The following is a 16,363-nucleotide window of genomic DNA, read 5'->3' on the forward strand; positions in this document are numbered from 1 at the left end:
AGGGCGGGCGGTCAGCGGGGAGTCCCGCGGACCGCCCGTCCCGCCAGTACGTCCGTGCGCCGCCCGTCCTCGATGACGAACCGCCCGTCGACCAGCACGTACGGGATGCCCGTGGGCAGCGTACGGGGCTCGGCGAAGGTGGAACCGGCGGCCACCGTCCGCGGGTCGAAGAGCACCAGGTCCGCCTTGTAGCCCTCGCGGACCAGCCCCCGGTCCGGCAGCCGCAGCCGCGCGGCCGGGCGCGAGGTCAGGTGGGCGACGCACTCCTCCAGCGACAGCACCCCCAGCTCCCGCACGTAGTGCCCGAGGTAGTGCGGGAACGTGCCGTACGCGCGCGGGTGCGGTTTGGCGCCCTGCAGGATGCCGTCGGAGCCGCCGGTGTGCACCCGGTGCCGCATGATCGCCCGTACGTTCTCCTCGTGACCGACGTGCTGGAGGATCGTCGGGGCGAGCCGGTCCTTCAGCAGCAGCCCGCGCGCGACGGCCCAGGGCGACTCGCCGCGCTCACGCGCCGAGTCGAGGACCGTCCGGCCGACGTACTCGCCCAGCGCCGGATCGCCGACGCCCGAGATCTCGATGGTCTCCCACTCCACGGGCACGCCGTGGCAGCCGTCCGAGCCGGTGACCTCCAGATGGTGGCGGATCCGCTCGGCCGTCCCCTCGTCCGCGAGCCGCCGCAGGATCTCCTCCGGACCGCCCTCGCTCGCCCAGCTCGGCAGCAGCGCCACGAGGGTGGTGCAGCCCGGGGTGTAGGGATAGGTGTCGAGCGTGATGTCGGCACCGGCGTCCAGCGCCTCGTCCAGGAGGGACAGCAGCTCGGGCGCGCGGCCCCTGTTCACGCCGAAGTTCATCGTGGCGTGCGCGAGATGCAGCGGACAGTCCGCCTCCCGGGTCAGCGCCACCATCTCCGCGTACGCCTGAAGCGCCCCGGCGCCGTAGGAGCGGTGGTGCGGGCAGTAGTAGCCGCCGTACGACGCCACCACCCGGCACAGCTCGGTGAGTTCGGCGTCCTTGGCGTACATCCCGGGCGTGTACGTCAGCCCCGAGGACATGCCGACCGCGCCCTGCTCCATGCCCTCCGCGACCAGCTGCCGCATCCGGTCGAGCTCTTGGGGCGTGGCCTCCCGGTCGTCCCAGCCGACGGCGAGCGCGCGGACCGTGCCCTGCGGGATCAGGTACGCGGCGTTGACCGCGATGCCCCCGTCGAGGCGGTCCAGGTACTCGCCCACCGACCGCCAGTCGAAGTCGACGTCGTCGCCGGAGCCGTTCCAGCCGGCGATCGCCCGGCGCACCTCGCCGAGCGTCCGGTCGTCGACCGGCGCGTACGACAGCCCGTCCTGACCCAGGACTTCGAGGGTGACGCCCTGCGCGGCCTTGGCGCTGTGGTCGGGGTCGCGCAGCAGCGCCAGATCGCTGTGGGCGTGCATGTCGATGAAGCCAGGGGCCAGCACCAGCCCCTCGGCGTCCAGTTCACGGCGGGCCTCGGGGCGCTGACAGCCGGCGTCCGCCGCCTCCTTCACGATGGAGACGACGCGGCCGCCGTCCACGACCACGTCCGCGCGGTACGACCAGTCGCCGGAGCCGTCCACGACGTCCGCGTCCCGGATGACGAGCTCTTCCATGTGCCGGCCTCCTAGAAGAACGTACGGACGTAGTCGACGACCGTGCCGTCCGCCTCCGCCACGGGGATGAGCACCCACTTGTCGAAGGACGTGCAGGGGTGGGACAACCCGAACCCCACCCAGTCTCCCACCTCGAGACTGGCCTCTCCGGTGGTGCGCAGCCACGCGTGCTGGTCGGACAGGCCGGTCACCGTGATCCCGGTGGCCGGGCGCTCGCCGCCGTCCCGGCGGACCACCTGGGCGAACGGCAGATCGAGGTCGTAGGCGGCGTCCCGTTTGCCCGCGTTGGTGAACGCCTGCCCGGCGGACGGCCGGGACACCACCTGCGTCCACAGCCGGAACGCCGGTTCCAGCGCGCCCTCCTCCGGGACCCGGTTGAAGGGGGTCAGCTTGTGGTAATGGCCGTCGTCGTGCGAGACGTACGCCCCCGAGCGCAGCAGCTTCAGGACGGGCGCGGAAAGCTCCGGGATCCCGGCGAAGACGTCCGCCACCGCGTCGAACCAGGCGCTGCCGCCCGCGCTCACCACGATCTCGTCGAGCCCCGCGAACCGCCCCGCGTGGTCGAAGTCCACGGCGAGGGACACCAGCCGCCGCAGCCAGGCGTGCACCCGCTCCGGGTCCGCCCGCGGCACCTCGCCCTCGTAGCCGGCGACCCCGACCAGTCGCAGCGACCGCGCGCCGGCCACCGCGTCGGCGACGGCGGCGCACTCCGCCTCCGTCCGGACACCGGTGCGCGCATCCTCGCCCGCGGCGAGTTCGACGACCACGTCCACGGGCCGGGAGGCGCCGCCCAGTGCCGCGTCCATCAGCTCGACCCCGCGCACGGAGTCGACGTAGCAGACGAAACGGAAGGCGGGATCGGAGTTCAGCTCGTCCGCGATCCACCGCAGGGCCGCCGCGTCCACCAGTTCGTTGGCCAGGAAGACGCGCTGGATGCCGAAGGCCCGCGCCACCCGCACCTGATGGGGGACGGCCAGGGTGATGCCCCACGCGCCGTGCTCGACCTGGCGGTGGAAGAGCTGCGGGGCCATGGAGGTCTTGCCGTGCGGGGCGAAGGCGAGCCCGTGCCGGGCGGCGTACGTCTCCATCAGCCTCAGGTTGTGCTCCAGGCGCTCGGCGGACAGCGCGAGCACGGGGGTGGTGAAGCCGCCGGTGAAGAGGTTGCGGCGCTGGGCGGCCAGCTCACCGACGGTCAGCCCTTCGGCGTCCGGCGGGAGGCCCTTGAAGCGGTGGTCGACCCGTTCCTCGGTGAGACGGACGAGAGCGTCGGTGCCGGAGACCATCGGGGAACCTCCCTGATCGGGCGTGTTGCACTATTTGCAACACTCATTGCGTATATCGCTTACCGCTGTCTAACATCTCGGCCACGCGGGGTCAACGGACACCGCTTCCGCCCCGCCGCAGACGAGGAGCCCCGCCATCGTGACCGTCACCGGACCCTGCAACGCCCCCGACGTCGTGGACGTCGTCGCGCTCGGCGAGTCCATGGTGACGTTCCTGCCCTCCCGGCCGGGCCGCCTCGCCGACGTCCCGTCCTTCGACCGCGGCATCGGCGGCGCGGAGTCCAACGTGGCGTGCGTGCTCGCGGCGGCGGGCCACACCACCCGGTGGATCAGCAGGGTCGGCGCCGACGGCTTCGGCGACCACCTCGTCGAAACGATCGGCGGATACGGCGTCGACGTGTCGTGCGTCCGCCGCGACCCGGACCGCCCCACCGGCATCTACTTCCGCACGGCCGGCGACCGCTCCACCGACGCCCACGAGGTCGCCTACTACCGGGCGGGCTCGGCGGCGTCCGCGATGTCGCCGGACGGCGTGGACCTGGACGCCGTACGCGCCGGACGCGTCCTGCACCTGTCCGGCATCACGGCGGCGCTCTCCGCCGGCTGCCTGGACCTGCTGCGGGAGCTGACCGCCCCCCGCCCCGGCCGCCCCTTGATCTCCTTCGACGTGAACCACCGCCCGGGCCTGTGGCGCGACACCCACGGCCCGGAGATCCTGCTGGACCTGGCCCGCGGCGCGGACATCGTCTTCGTGGGAGAGGACGAGGCGGAGGAGGTCTGGGGCATCACGGGCGGCCCCTCGCCGATCCGGGAAGCCCTGCCCGAACCGGACACCCTGGTGGTGAAGCAGGGTGCACGCGGAGCCACGGCCTTCTGCCGCCCACCTGCGGGCAGCACTGACACCAGCCGCGGGCAGTCGTGCCTCCCCCAGAGCCCGAAAGGGCCCGGGAGGTGCCCCCAGGGCGATGGGGGTCCCCCCGCTCGAGCGAAGTCGAGAGTGGGGGCGGGCGGGCGCGACGGGACCCCGCAAGCGCCGGGCCGTGCGACACCCCCCCACCCGGCACCGGCACACGAACCCGCCCTGGAAGTCGACGTGGTCGCACCCACCGGGGCCGGCGACGCCTTCGCCGCCGGCTTTCTCTCCGCGGCCCTCCGCGGCCTGCCCGTGCGGGACCGCCTCCGTCACGGCCACCTCATGGCGGCCGCCGCCCTCACCACCCCCGGCGACCTCGCCCCGCCCCCCACCCGAGCCCACGCGGACCGCCTCGCCGCCCTCGACGACACCGCGTGGGGGAGACTGCGACTCGGCCCCGGCTGGACACAGGCCGACGCAGAGGCCGACGAGGAGGTACGCACCCCATGAGCCAGACCGTAGACCGCGCCCTGAGCATCCTTCCGCTGCTCGCGGAGGGCCCCGCCGACCTCGGACAGGTCGCCGACCGCCTCGGCGTGCACAAGTCCACGGCCCTGCGCCTCCTGCGCACGCTCCACGAGCACGGCATGGTCTACCGCCAGTCCGACCAGCGCTACCGCCTCGGCGCGCGTCTCTTCGCCCTCGCCCAGGAGGCGATGGAGAACCTCGACGTCCGCGAGATCGCCCACGCCCACCTCGTACGCCTCAACGAGAGCTGCGGACACACCGTCCACCTCGCCGTGTACGAGGAGAACGAGGTCCTCTACATCGACAAGGTGGAGAGCCGTTACCCGGTACGCATGTACTCGCGGATCGGCAAGCCCGTCGCCATCACCGTCGCGGCCGTGGCCAAGCTCCTCCTCGCCGACCTGCCCGAGCACGAGCGCCGCGCCCTCGCGGAGAAGCTCGACTACCCCATGTACACGTCCCGTTCGACACCCAACGCCACCGCGTTCCTCCAGGAACTGGCCAAGGTGCGCGAACAGGGCTGGGCCACCGACCTCGGCGGCCACGAGGAGTCCATCAACTGCGTCGCCGCGCCGATCCGCGGCGCCGACGGCCGGGTGGTCGCCGCGATGTCGGTGTCCGCGCCGAACGTCGTCGTCACCGCGGACGAACTCCTCACCCTGCTCCCGCTGGTGCGCCGTACGGCGGACACGATCAGCGGCGAGTACTCCGGCCGGAACCCGGCAGAACTGAAGTGAAGGAAACACCCGCATGACCGAGAAAGTCGCGCTGACCCCGGCGACCCACACCACCCCGCCCGCGAAGTTCTCCCACGGCGTCCGCAAGGGCGACATCCTCCAGGTCGCCGGCCAGGTCGGCTTCCTCCCGCACGAGGAGGGCAGGGCCCCCACCCCCGCCGGGCCGACCCTGCGCGAGCAGACCCTCCAGACCCTCGCCAACGTCAAGGCGATCCTCGAAGAGGGCGGCGCGGGCTGGGACGACGTGATGATGATCCGCGTCTACCTCACCGACGTGGACCACTTCGCGGAGATGAACGAGATCTACAACGCCTACTTCGAGGAGCAGGGCCTCACCCAGCCGCCCGCCGCCCGCACGACCGTCTACGTCGGTCTCCCCGCCGGGCTCCTCGTCGAGATCGACGCGCTCGCCGTCCTCGGCTGACCCGCGCCCGTCCCCTCACCGCCGTACGCCCTCCCGGCACGGTGTCCCGCACCCCTGGGACGCCGTGCCGCGATCCCCCCTGCCCGAAAGCCGCATGCACTTACCCAGAGGACCCCCGCATGTCCCATCCGTCCCTCCCGCTCGCCGCCTCCGCACCCGCGGAGACACCACCGCACACCGGAGGACTGCTCCTCCTCGTCGACGGCACGGCGGGTCTGCTGACCGTCGCCGCCATCGGCATCGCGCTCCTGCTCTTCCTGATCATCAAGGTCCGGCTCCAGCCCTTCGTCGCCCTGCTCGGCGTCTCCATAGCCGTCGGCCTGATGGCCGGCCTGTCGGTCACCGAACTCTTCGGCACCGTCCAGCGTTCGGACGCGGTGTCCACCATCGAGTCCGGCATGGGCGGCATCCTCGGCCATGTCGCGATCATCATCGGCCTGGGCACCATGCTCGGCGCGATCCTCGAAGTCAGCGGCGGGGCCGAGGTGCTGGCGGGCCGGCTGCTCGGCATGTTCGGCGAGAGGCGCGCCCCGCTCGCCATGGGTCTCACCGGTCTGATCTTCGGCGTCCCGGTCTTCTTCGACGTCGGCATCTTCGTCCTCGCGCCGATCGTGTACGCCGCCGCCAAGCGCTCCGGCAAGTCGATCCTCCTCTACTGCCTCCCCCTGCTCGCCGGCCTCTCCGTCACCCACGCCTTCCTGCCCCCGCACCCGGGTCCGGTGGCCGCCGCGGGACTGCTCCACGTCGACCTGGGCTGGGTCATCCTGATGGGCGTCGTCTGCGGTCTGCCGGCCGTCGTCGCCGCCTGGGTCTACTCCGCCTGGATCGGCAAGCGGATCTTCGTCCCCGTGCCGCAGGACATGGTCGAGGCCGCGCAGGAGGCCAAGGACGCCGTCGTCGCCGAGCAGCGCGCCTCCGGGGCCGAACCGCGGGAGACGCCGGTGCCGCTCGGCACGGTCCTCGGCATCATCGGTACGCCGCTGCTGCTCATCCTCGCGGCGACCTTCTCCTCGATCGCCCTGGACCCCTCCACCCTCCGCTCGGTGATCGAGTTCTTCGGCCACCCGTTCGTGGCGCTCACCCTCGCCCTGTTCCTCGCGTACTACCTGCTGGGCATCCGGCGCGGCTGGTCCCGCAGGTCACTGGAGACGGTCTCCACGTCCTCGCTGAAGCCGGTCGGCAACATCCTGCTGGTGGTCGGCGCGGGCGGCGTCTTCGGCGCCGTCCTCAAGGCCAGCGGGGTCGCCCAGGCGCTGTCCGACACCTTCAACGACGTCGGCCTCCCGGTGATCGTGCTGTCCTACCTGATCTCCGTGGTACTGCGGGTCGCGCAGGGCTCGGCGACGGTGGCGATCGTGACGACGGCGGGCATCGTGGCCCCGCTGCTGGCCGAGGGGGACCACTCCCAGGCGTTCGTGGCGCTCGTCATCATGGCCATCTCGGCGGGTTCCATCTTCGCCTCGCACGTCAACGACGGAGGGTTCTGGATGGTCGCCAAGTACTTCGGCATCAGCGAGCGGGACACGCTCAGGACGTGGACGGTGCTGGAGAGCGTGCTGTCCGTGGCCGGGTTCGCGGTCGCCGCGGCACTCAGCCTGGTCGTGTGAGCCGGGGTGCCTGTGTAGGCGTCTGATAACGAAGTTGGGGGCTGGCTGTGTCCGGCACAGGTTTGTCGACCATACTCCTGCGGTGTGGAGCAGCGCATAGGTTCGAGCAGCCAGCCCCTGGAAGGCGCCGGATTCGACCCGGCATTCATCCCCGGGCTCACCTCGCCCGCGTCCGCCCGGGGGGAGGACGCCAAGACCGGGACGGACGAGCCCGAGGACGACACGGCACCCGGGACGGAGCCCGGTGAGGAGAGCGCCGGGGTCGCCGAGGCCGTGGACGACTCCGGGAAGTCGAAGGACCCGCAGGAGGACTCCGAGCCCTCCGAGGAGGACCCGCGGCCCGTCGTCGACGGCCCGGTCTTCGAGGCGTCCGACCGCCGGGCCAGAATCGTCGCCGACCACAGCGGTGTCCGTCTGCGCCTGGACGACCAGGAGTGCGAGTTCCGCTGGGACGAGATCGGCGCGGTGGAGACGGAGACCGCCCGCTTCGGCAAGCGCTACACGGTCACCGTCCACACCACCGAGCGCCGCTGGTACCCCCTCGAGATCGAGGCCCCGTCCAGGAGCCGCTTCGCCGAGTGGGACTCGGCACTGGACGCGGTCCTGGACGAGTACTTCGAGGAGGACGGCGCCACGTCCGCGGAGGACACCGCCGCCGGGTCGCCCGAGGACGCCGGGGACCAGCCGTCCTGAGCGCGGCCGGGTGGGACCGGACCGGCCGGCATCAGCGGCGCGGTCCGGTCCCACCCGGCATCAGTGATCACTGATCGGACAGGCGCGTCCCGGTCACCTCGCCCGCCGCCCGCACGTACGCTCCCGCACGCGCCGCGGCCGCGGCGGCCTCGGCGGCTCGGTCCGCGGCGGCTTCGTCGAGACGGTCGCCGGTGGTCAGCAGGCGGTAGTAGAGCGGGGCGGAGACAGCACGGATGACCTCGTGGACATCGGTGCCCTCGGGGACCTCGCCCCGGTCGACGGCCTGCTGGACGCAGGGTGCCCACTCCCTGACGCGGATGTCGTAGAAGCGGTGCAGGGCCTCGGCCGTCTTCGCCTCGCAGGTGGCGGCGGCGATCACTGCCTTGAACAGCGCTCCTTGCCGCGGGTCGGCCAAGGTGCGCTGCACGAGCCGGGCGTTGGCCTTGAGGTCGCCGAGCAGCGAACCGGTCTCCTGCCGTGGCAGCGACTGCTCGGCCATGTCCAGCAGCAGATCGGCCACCAGGCCGGTCACCGTTCCCCAGCGGCGGTAGACGGTGGTCCTGCCCACCCCGGCACGGCGCGCGACGTCGGCGAGGTCCAGGTGGGCGAAACCATGCTCCGCCAAGGCGTCCCCAGCCGCTCGCAGCACCGACGCCCGTACCCGCGCCGTGCGCCCTCCAGGGCGGACGGTCCCCGGATCCGCACCCTCAAACCCCATAACGGGACTCCAGTTTCGTTAATCACTCATAGCTGCTACGTTGGGGTCCATACTAACGGAACTCCAAGCCCATTAGTCGGGGGCGGACGACGGGAGAGGAACAGCCATGGAATACAGGCGGCTGGGTGCATCCGGCCTCAAGGTCCCCGCACTGAGCTTCGGCGCCGGCACCTTCGGCGGACAGGGACCGCTGTTCGGCGCCTGGGGCACCACCGATGCGCGGGAGGCACGCCGTCTCGTGGACATCTGCCTCGACGCCGGGATCACGATGTTCGACACCGCCGACGTCTATTCCGGCGGGGCCTCCGAGGAGGTGCTGGGCGAAGCGATCAAAGGCCGCAGGGGCCAGGTGATCGTGTCCACCAAGACGGGCCTGCCGATGGGCGACGGCCCAGGTGATGCGGGCTCCTCCCGCTCGCGCCTGATCACCGCATGTGAGGACGCCCTGCGCCGGCTCGGCACCGACTACATCGACCTGTTCCAGTTGCACGCCTTCGACGCCGGTACGCCGATCGAGGAAGTCCTGTCCGCCCTCGACGATCTCGTGCGCGCGGGGAAGGTCCGCTACCTCGGCATCTCCAACTTCTCCGGCTGGCAGGCGATGAAGTCCCTCTCGATCGCGGAGAGATACGGTCACCCGCGCTATGCCGCCCATCAGGTCTACTACTCCCTCGTCGGCCGCGACTACGAATGGGAGCTGATGCCCCTCGGGCTCGATCAGGGCCTCGGAGCCCTCGTCTGGAGCCCCCTCGGCTGGGGACGGCTCACCGGTAAGGTCCGCCGCGGGCGGCCGCTGCCGGCCAACAGCCGACTGCACCGCACCGCGGACCACGGCCCGCCGGTCGAGGACGAACACCTCTACCGCGTGGTCGACACCCTCGACGAGATCGCGCAGGAGACCGGCAGGAGCATTCCGCAGATCGCCCTCAACTGGCTGCTGCAGCGGCCGACCGTCTCCTCCGTCATCATCGGGGCCCGCGACGAGGACCAGCTTCGCCAGAACCTCGGTGCCGTCGGCTGGACGCTCACACCCGGCCAGATGGCGAGACTCGACGCGGCGAGCGGCAGGACGGCGCCCTACCCGTACTTCCCCTACCAGCGCCAGGAGGGCTTCGCCCGCCTCAATCCCCCGGTTGTCGCGCCTCCGTCCGCCGCATGACGTCGAGGCGGCAGGGACGCCGTCGAGCGGTGTCCCCGCCGCCTCACGCAGAACCTAGCCGCAGTACTGCCCCGCCTTCCCGATGGAGCGGTACATGCAGTCCGCGTTCTCCAGGAGCTGGAGCACGGCGTCCCGGTTGCGGGACGTCTCCCGCTCGATGACCTCGTCGGGCGGGTAGAAGCCGCCGCCCGAGGACGACCTCGGGTACATCTCGAAGGTGTAGCCGAAGATCTTGTGCGTACCCCAGAGGTAGTCGTCGATCGACCCGTCCGTGATGTACAGGTCGCTGGACTGCTGGGGTGTGTACCCGTTGCTCGCGGCCATCTTCTGGCCGACGGCCTTGAACGCGGCGTGGTCGTCGGCCGTCATCCCGGTGGTGGTGTCGGAGTAGGTGTAGCCGAACGGCCACAGCACGAGCTCGCTGTAGGTGTGGAAGTCGATGCCCGCCTTGATCTGCTGCACCCCGCCCACGACCCGGCTGCGCACGAAGTCGGCGACGACCTTCACCTCGGGCGCGGACTCCGGGGCGGAACCCCGGTAGGTGTCGGAGGACTTGGAGCCCGAGGAGCCGCCGCAGCAGCCCCAGCGGTAGTCCCAGTTGCGGTTCAGGTCGGTCCCGACGTACGACGAACCGGAGTTGGGCTGGCGGTTCTTGCGCCAGGAGCGGTAGGAGCCCGAGGCGATGTCGTACTCGCCGCCGTCCGGGTTGAGGTCCGGGATGATCCAGATCTCCCGTCCGTCGACCATGTTCCTGATCCGGGAGTCGCTGCCGTACCCCGCGCCGAGTTCGCGCAGCAGGTACAGGGCCATCTCCACGGTGAGGTGTTCGCGGGCGTGCTGGTGGTGGGTGAAGAGGACCTCGGGCTCGTTCTCGTCCGTGGCCACGTTGTCGCTGATCTTGATGGCGACGATGTCCCGGCCCTGGTAGGACTTGCCGATCACCCGCTTGCTCATGATGGACGGGTACGCCGACAGCCGCTGGTCGATCTCCGCGTTCATCTCGGCGTAGTTGTGGTACCGGGAGTCGGCCGAGGGGAAGTCGTACAGCCGCACGCCGTCGGCGGCCGAGGAGCGGTCCGGTGCCGCGCCCAGCGGCGTGACCTCGTAGCCCTGCCGGCGCAGCGCGCTGATCTGGTCGGCGCGTCCGGAGACCACCACGGTCTCCTCGTCCGCCTCGTCCACGGTGACCCCGGAGCGCTGGATGGCCGTACGGGTCACGGGAGTGGTGTGCTGGTGGATCTCGTACTGGCGGATGTCGTCGGCCGAGGGGGCCGGCCGGCCGGCGCTGTCGGCACCGGCCTGGGAGGCCGTCATCGACAGGGGTGCCGCCAGGGCGAGGGCGAGGAGGGTGGCGAGCGCGGCGGAGCGTCTGCCGCGTGGGCGGAGTCGCATGAAGTCTCCTTGTGGGAGGTGGGGGTTGTCCATGGCGACGTGCGTGGTGCGGTGCGGTCATCCTCGGGGGATGGCATGATCAGGTCAAGTCACAGTTTCCGGTCGGCGGCCGGACCGGGCGCATCCCGTGAAGATCCCGGCACGCCCTCTTGTCCGACGGGCGGCCGTCCGCTTTCTTGACCCCATGGCGGACACCACGGGAAACATCCAGGACACCGGGACGGCGAGCGTGCCCGGTCCCGACCCGCGCAAGTCCAGTTGGCGGTACATCGGCCCCGGCATCGTCGTCGCCGCGACCGGTGTGGGCGCCGGCGACCTCGTGGCCACACTCATCGCCGGCAGCAACTTCGGCTACACGCTGCTGTGGGCCGCGGTCGTCGGCTGCCTGGTGAAGATCTCCCTCGCCGAGGCGTGCGGCCGGTGGCACCTGTCCACCGGCCGCACGCTGTTCGACGGCTGGGCGAGCCTCGGCCGCTGGACCACGTGGTTCTTCGCCGTCTACGCCGTGATCTGGGGCTTCGTCTACGGCGCGGCGGCGATGTCGTCCAGCGCGCTGCCGCTCCAGGCGCTGTTCCCGGACGTGATGGACCTCGAGTGGTGGGGCATCGCCTGCGGTCTGGTCGGCCTGGTGTTCGTCTGGTTCAACAAGTACGCCGTCTTCGAGAAGGTCATGACGGTCCTGGTCGGCGTCATGTTCGTGGTGACCGTCTACCTGGCGATCCGGGTGACGCCCCACCTCTCGGACGCCTTCGCCGGCCTCCTGCCGGTCCTCCCGGACGAGAAGGACTCGGTCCTCAACACCCTCGGCCTGATCGGCGGTGTCGGCGGCACCATCACGCTGGCGGCGTACGGCTACTGGGTCAACGCCAAGGGCTGGACCGGCACCGGCTGGATGAGGATCATGCGGCTGGACAACCGCGTCGCCTACGCCACCACCGGCATCTTCGTCGTCGCGATGCTCTTCGTCGGCGCCGAGCTGCTGCACTCGGCGAACATCGCGATCGCGAGCGGAGACAAGGGCCTGGTCCAGCTCGGCGGCATCCTGGAGGAGCAGTACGGCACCGCGACCGGCAAGCTGTTCCTGATCGGCTTCTTCGCCACCTCCTTCACCTCCCTGATCGGTGTCTGGCACGGTGTGAGCCTGATGTTCGCCGACTTCCTGGCCCGGCAGCGCGGCGAGCGGGAGGCGCGGGGCGACGCACTGGCCTCCGGGCGCCGCGAACGCTCCTGGGCCTTCCGCGCCTACCTCCTCTGGCTCACCTTCCCGCCCATGGTCCTGCTCTTCCAGGGCCAGCCCTTCCGCCTGATCATCATCTACGGCGTCCTGGGCGCCGCCTTCATGCCGTTCCTGGCCCTGACGCTGCTGTGGCTCCTCAACTCCGCCCGCACACCCCGCGAGTGGCGCAACGGGCCGCTCTCCAACACCATGCTCGCCCTCGCGGGCCTGCTGTTCCTGGTGCTGTGCGTCAAGCAGGTCTGGGACCAGCCCTGGTCGGAGTTCTTCTGACGGGCGGCCGGTGGTCCTACCGCAGTGCCTCCCACTCCGGGCTGAGCGCGATCTCCCTCAGCTGACCCACGGTCAGCGCGGGTGCGCCGCGGGTGGCGTCCTGATGCTGGGCCCCGGTGTTGAAGGCGCTGATCACCACACGGAACCCGCCGGGCCGCATGGTGTCGGCGGTCCACATCACGACGCCCTCGGCGCCCTTCTCGCCCGGCCCCTGCCGCGTGGCGACCAGGGTGCCGTCGGCGAGGGTCTCGGCCTCGCCGTAGAGCTGGTCCGCGACATCGGACATGTCGGGCTGCACATTGATCTGGACGAGGCTCCTGCCCTTGCCGTCGTCGACGACGACATAGGCGTACTCGGTCTCCTGACCGCCCCGGTCCACCACGGTGAGCCCTTCCGGCAGCAGGCCGGCGAGCGTCGTGCCGATCGAGTCGCCCGCGGCCCGCGGCGGCGGGGCGTCCGGGGTGCCCGTGGCCGGCGGCTTCCGGTCCTCCGGCATGGCGTCCACGACGCGCCGCCACGCACCGGCGGTGACGACGCCCTTCAACTCCTCCAACGACAGCGGAGGTTCCGCGCGGGTGACCGGGGCCCCCTTCTCCGCCGCGGCGTTCCACTCGCTCAGCGAGACGTGCTGCCCCTCGGCCGTCACCAGCTCGGCGGTCCACCGCTTCGTGTCCTCGCGCCGGTCGGGGTACTCGTAGCCCCGGTACAGCATGAGCAGTGAGCCGTCGGGCAGCCGGCCGGAGGTGCAGTCGTCGTACGGTACGAGCGCCCTGTCCGGGCACCGCGTCAGCTCGCGGACCTCCTGGCTGCCGGGCTCCACCCGGCGCAGGCTGATGCCGATGGCCGCCGCGCCCTTGCCGTCGTCGTACACGACACGCGCGAACGGGGGCGTCCGGGTCTCCGTGCCCTGCGCCGCCTCCTCGCTGAACTCACCCTCGGGAAGCAGCACCTTGAGGGTGCGCAGGAGGTCGTCACCGGAGAAGGACGCGGCGGCGGTGGCGGACGCGGACGCGGCCGGCCCCGCGGCGGCGGACGACCGCTGGGGGCCGGAGGAGTCACCGCCCGGCACGAGCAGCGCCCCGCCCACCCCGACGAGGGCGATACCGGCCGCGCCCCCGAGCAGGGCCGTCCGCCGCAGCAGCAGGGCCCGCCGCCCGCGGACCCTTCCCCCGGCGGCGAGGGCGGCCGGGTCGGCGTCGAAGCCGTCGCCGGTGTCGCGCAGAGCGGCGGCGAGCCGGTCCTCGAAGGGGTCGTGGTGCTGACTTCCGGGCATGACGAGCCACCCTTTCGGCAAGGTGTGAGTGATCGGGTCCTGAGGGGCGGGGCGGCCGGCGTCAGGGTCTGGAGTACTCCGCGAGATCCTCGCCCAGCAGCTCCCGCAGCCGGCCGAGCGCACGGACACACCGCGTCCGCACGGCCGCCGAGCTGACGTTCAGCACGTCGGCGGTCTCCTCGACCGAGCGGTCCTCCCAGTACCGCAGAACGATGACGGCCCGGTCCTTGGCGGGCAGCCGGGCGAGCGCGGCCATCAGGGTCAGCCGCAGGGGCGCGTCCCCGTCGGCGGCACCCGGCAGGTCGGGGAACACGTCCGTCGCCCGCTCACGGCTGCTGCGCCGCCGCTGGTGGGCGAGGAACGTCCGGGTGAGCACGGTCTGCGCGTACCCGGCGGGATTCCCGACCCGGCAGACACGTCCCCAGCGGACGTACAGCCGCCCGAAGGTCTCCTGCACGAGATCCTCGGCCAGATGCGTGTCCCCCGCGGTGAGCAGACACGCGGACCGGTACAAGTGGCCAGCCCGCGCCGCCGCGAACTCGGCGTACTCGTCCGCCCGCCCCTGCCTCATGCGCCGCGCCCCCGTGTCCGTCCTGCCGCCCGCTGCCTTCACCTCATTGATGCGGTGGGGCGGGGAAAATGTTTCACACGGACTTCGGGGCGGCGGCCCGGCGGACGGAAGGGGCCCCGCCCACGGTGCTGTGGGCGGGGCCGAGGGGCGGGGGAGCGGCCGCGGTTACGGCAGGGCGTGCACGTGCGGGCCGACCGCGTTCGACCAGGCGTTGCCCGCGGTGGCGTCCCAGTTGGTGGACCAGGTCATCGCGCCCCGCAGGGACGGGTAGGTCCGGGACGGCTTGAAGGTGCCGCAGTTGGTGCCCCTGGTCAGGCAGTCCAGCGCGTTGTTCACCACGGACGGGGAGACGTAGCCGCTGCCCGCACCCCGGGTCGAGGCCGGCAGGCCCAGGCCCACCTGGGACGGGTCGAGGCCGCCCTCGAGCTGGATGCAGGCGAGCGCGGTGAGGAAGTCCACCGAGCCCTGGCTGTAGACCTTGCCGTCGCAGCCCAGCATGGAACCACTGTTGTAGTACTGCATGTTGACGACCGTGAGGATGTCCTTCACGTTCAGAGCGGTCCGGAAGTAGGAGTTGGACGTCGACTGCATGTCGATGGTCTGCGGGGCCATCGTCAGGATCATCGACGGGCCCGCCTTCGCCGACAGCGAGCGCAGCGCCTGCGTCATGTACGTCGCGTTGAGGCCGTTCTCCAGGTCGATGTCGACGCCGTCGAAGCCGTACTCCCGCATCAGCGCGTACACCGAGTCGGCGAAGTTCGCAGCGGAGGCGGAGTCGTTCACCGAGACGGTGCCCTTCTCGCCGCCGACCGAGATGATGACTTTCTTCCCGGCCGCCTGCTTGGCCCGGATGTCCGACTTGAACTGGTCCACGGTGTAGCCGTCCAGACCCGCCGAGTCCAGGTTGAAGGTGACGGCGCCCGGAGTGCCGGTGGCGTCGGCGAAGGCGACCGCGATGATGTCGTAGTGGGAGGGGACGTCCGAGATCTTCTGGACGGCCGCGCCGTTGTCGAAGTTCTGCCAGTAGCCGGTCACCGCGTGCCGGGGCAGGTCGCCGCCCCCGCCGCCGCCCTCGTTCGTCCGCGCCGACACCGCCGCCGACTTCGGCGACTCGCCCGCCGCGTTGGTCGCCGCGACCTGGAAGGAGTACGACGTCGAGGCCGCGAGCCCGGTCACGGTCGCCGAGGTGCCGGTCACGGCCGTCACCTTCGTGCCGTCGCGGTAGACGGTGTAGCCCGTCGCGCCCGACACCGGGTTCCACGCCAGTGACACCGACGAGGACGTCGTCCCGGAGACGCCGAGCCCGCCCGGGGTGCCCGGGATCGTGGGCTCCGGGTCACCGCCGCCGCCCCCGTCGGGGCCGAACACCGACAGGTCGTCCACGTGGTACGCCGCCTGGCCGTACCAGCCGTGGGTGTAGACCGTCACCGAGGTGGTGGAGGAGCCGGTGGTGAAGCTCGTCGACAGCTGCTTCCAGCTGCCGGAGTCCGGGGTCCAGGTGGACACGTCGGTCGTGCCGGTGCCGGTCACGCCCAGGTAGGCGTACCCGCCCTGCACCCAGCCGCTGAGCTTGTAGGTCGAGTCGGGCCTCACCGCGACCGTCTGGGTGCAGCGGGCGTTGTCCTGCCCGGCCGGGGTGGCCCTGAGGGCGGCCGTCCCGCCGTGCACCGGGGAGGAGACGGTGCTGCCGCTGTTAGCCGAGCAGGTCCAGTTGCTCAGGCCCGCCTCGAAGCCTGCGTTCCTGACGTTGTTGACGTCCGCCGCGGACGCCTGGCCGGCGCCGGCGAGGGGCAGGGCGAGGGCGAGGGCGGAGACGAGGGCTCCGGCCCAGACGCGTCTGCGGCCGGACGTTCGTGCTGCGCGGTCCACTGGGGCCTCCGGTGGGGGAGTCGGGGAGGGGGGAGCGACGGTGGCCACCGTTGGAGGACCAAGGTGGTCCAGACCAATAATCTTGTCAATAGGTCCAGACCGGAAATGCCGCTGCCCGGCGGGGAGT

General features: G+C 71.5%; 14 protein-coding genes. 7 read left to right on the top strand and 7 right to left on the bottom strand.

The window, feature by feature from the left end:
• Positions 1 to 11: 11 nt before the first annotated feature.
• Together F1615_RS03535 and F1615_RS03540 are read right to left on the bottom strand one after the other, a co-directional pair.
• Positions 12 to 1,622, bottom strand: a complete 1,611-nt coding sequence (locus F1615_RS03535) for an N-acyl-D-amino-acid deacylase family protein (protein ID WP_149547379.1) — start codon at positions 1,620 to 1,622, stop codon at positions 12 to 14.
• Positions 1,623 to 1,633: 11 nt separating this feature from the next.
• Complete coding sequence (locus tag F1615_RS03540; RefSeq protein WP_149547380.1) at positions 1,634 to 2,905, bottom strand: amino acid deaminase; 1,272 nt, start codon at positions 2,903 to 2,905, stop codon at positions 1,634 to 1,636.
• A gap of 202 nt (positions 2,906 to 3,107) precedes the next feature.
• On the opposite strand from F1615_RS03540, the gene F1615_RS03545 reads away from it, so the two are divergent.
• The 5 genes from F1615_RS03545 (at position 3,108) to F1615_RS03565 (ending at position 7,747) form a co-directional block, all read left to right on the top strand.
• Positions 3,108 to 4,268, top strand: coding sequence for a sugar kinase (locus tag F1615_RS03545; RefSeq protein ID WP_244328644.1), 1,161 nt, complete (start codon positions 3,108 to 3,110; stop codon positions 4,266 to 4,268).
• Positions 4,265 to 5,023, top strand: coding sequence for an IclR family transcriptional regulator (locus F1615_RS03550; protein ID WP_149547381.1), 759 nt, complete (start codon positions 4,265 to 4,267; stop codon positions 5,021 to 5,023). Before F1615_RS03545 ends, F1615_RS03550 begins: the two co-directional genes overlap by 4 nt.
• A 13-nt stretch (positions 5,024 to 5,036) precedes the next feature.
• Positions 5,037 to 5,447 (top strand): RidA family protein, encoded by a 411-nt coding sequence (locus F1615_RS03555; protein ID WP_149547382.1) that lies wholly within the window; start codon positions 5,037 to 5,039, stop codon positions 5,445 to 5,447.
• Positions 5,448 to 5,566: 119 nt separating this feature from the next.
• Positions 5,567 to 7,054, top strand: a complete 1,488-nt coding sequence (locus F1615_RS03560; protein ID WP_149547383.1) for a GntP family permease — start codon at positions 5,567 to 5,569, stop codon at positions 7,052 to 7,054.
• An 84-nt stretch (positions 7,055 to 7,138) separates the two neighbouring features.
• Entirely contained in the window at positions 7,139 to 7,747 is a 609-nt protein-coding gene (locus F1615_RS03565; RefSeq protein WP_149547384.1) for a hypothetical protein, read from the top strand.
• Positions 7,748 to 7,814: 67 nt separating this feature from the next.
• Here F1615_RS03565 and F1615_RS03570 read toward each other — a convergent pair whose 3' ends face one another.
• Positions 7,815 to 8,465 carry a TetR/AcrR family transcriptional regulator gene (locus F1615_RS03570; RefSeq protein ID WP_149547385.1) on the bottom strand — a complete coding sequence of 217 codons (651 nt, stop codon included), beginning with the start codon at positions 8,463 to 8,465 and terminating at the stop codon, positions 7,815 to 7,817.
• Between the two features lie 106 nt (positions 8,466 to 8,571).
• On the opposite strand from F1615_RS03570, the gene F1615_RS03575 reads away from it, so the two are divergent.
• The gene (locus F1615_RS03575; protein ID WP_149547386.1) at positions 8,572 to 9,624 is read left to right on the top strand and encodes an aldo/keto reductase; all 1,053 of its coding nucleotides are present in this window, start codon (positions 8,572 to 8,574) and stop codon (positions 9,622 to 9,624) included.
• 54 nt (positions 9,625 to 9,678) lie between these two features.
• Here F1615_RS03575 and F1615_RS03580 read toward each other — a convergent pair whose 3' ends face one another.
• Positions 9,679 to 11,016 carry a M14 family metallopeptidase gene (locus F1615_RS03580; protein WP_149547387.1) on the bottom strand — a complete coding sequence of 446 codons (1,338 nt, stop codon included), beginning with the start codon at positions 11,014 to 11,016 and terminating at the stop codon, positions 9,679 to 9,681.
• A gap of 184 nt (positions 11,017 to 11,200) precedes the next feature.
• On the opposite strand from F1615_RS03580, the gene F1615_RS03585 reads away from it, so the two are divergent.
• Positions 11,201 to 12,523, top strand: a complete 1,323-nt coding sequence (locus tag F1615_RS03585) for an Nramp family divalent metal transporter (RefSeq protein ID WP_149547388.1) — start codon at positions 11,201 to 11,203, stop codon at positions 12,521 to 12,523.
• Positions 12,524 to 12,539: 16 nt separating this feature from the next.
• On the opposite strand, the gene F1615_RS03590 is transcribed toward F1615_RS03585, so the two are convergent.
• The 3 genes from F1615_RS03590 to F1615_RS03600 all read right to left on the bottom strand — a co-directional run bounded on the left by F1615_RS03590 (position 12,540) and on the right by F1615_RS03600 (position 16,236).
• On the bottom strand, positions 12,540 to 13,796 hold the full coding sequence (locus F1615_RS03590) for a hypothetical protein (RefSeq protein WP_149547389.1): 1,257 nt from the start codon (positions 13,794 to 13,796) through the stop codon (positions 12,540 to 12,542).
• A 61-nt stretch (positions 13,797 to 13,857) separates the two neighbouring features.
• Entirely contained in the window at positions 13,858 to 14,367 is a 510-nt protein-coding gene (locus F1615_RS03595; protein ID WP_149547390.1) for a SigE family RNA polymerase sigma factor, read from the bottom strand.
• Positions 14,368 to 14,532: 165 nt separating this feature from the next.
• A complete protein-coding gene (locus tag F1615_RS03600) occupies positions 14,533 to 16,236 on the bottom strand; it encodes a chitinase (protein ID WP_149547391.1) in 1,704 nt (567 codons plus the stop codon).
• Between the last annotated feature and the right edge of the window lie 127 nt (positions 16,237 to 16,363).

This window comes from Streptomyces marokkonensis, from assembly GCF_008312835.1.
Classification (GTDB): domain Bacteria; phylum Actinomycetota; class Actinomycetes; order Streptomycetales; family Streptomycetaceae; genus Streptomyces; species Streptomyces marokkonensis_A.

Coding starts and splice junctions, on each gene's coding strand:
- F1615_RS03595 (WP_149547390.1), bottom strand. CDS start 14,367: ATGAGGCAGGGGCGGGCGGACGAGTACGCCGAGTTCGCGGCGGCGCGG.
- F1615_RS03550 (WP_149547381.1), top strand. CDS start 4,265: ATGAGCCAGACCGTAGACCGCGCCCTGAGCATCCTTCCGCTGCTCGCG.
- F1615_RS03585 (WP_149547388.1), top strand. CDS start 11,201: ATGGCGGACACCACGGGAAACATCCAGGACACCGGGACGGCGAGCGTG.
- F1615_RS03575 (WP_149547386.1), top strand. CDS start 8,572: ATGGAATACAGGCGGCTGGGTGCATCCGGCCTCAAGGTCCCCGCACTG.
- F1615_RS03580 (WP_149547387.1), bottom strand. CDS start 11,016: ATGCGACTCCGCCCACGCGGCAGACGCTCCGCCGCGCTCGCCACCCTC.
- F1615_RS03540 (WP_149547380.1), bottom strand. CDS start 2,905: ATGGTCTCCGGCACCGACGCTCTCGTCCGTCTCACCGAGGAACGGGTC.
- F1615_RS03535 (WP_149547379.1), bottom strand. CDS start 1,622: ATGGAAGAGCTCGTCATCCGGGACGCGGACGTCGTGGACGGCTCCGGC.
- F1615_RS03560 (WP_149547383.1), top strand. CDS start 5,567: ATGTCCCATCCGTCCCTCCCGCTCGCCGCCTCCGCACCCGCGGAGACA.
- F1615_RS03545 (WP_244328644.1), top strand. CDS start 3,108: ATGGTGACGTTCCTGCCCTCCCGGCCGGGCCGCCTCGCCGACGTCCCG.
- F1615_RS03590 (WP_149547389.1), bottom strand. CDS start 13,796: ATGCCCGGAAGTCAGCACCACGACCCCTTCGAGGACCGGCTCGCCGCC.
- F1615_RS03555 (WP_149547382.1), top strand. CDS start 5,037: ATGACCGAGAAAGTCGCGCTGACCCCGGCGACCCACACCACCCCGCCC.
- F1615_RS03570 (WP_149547385.1), bottom strand. CDS start 8,465: ATGGGGTTTGAGGGTGCGGATCCGGGGACCGTCCGCCCTGGAGGGCGC.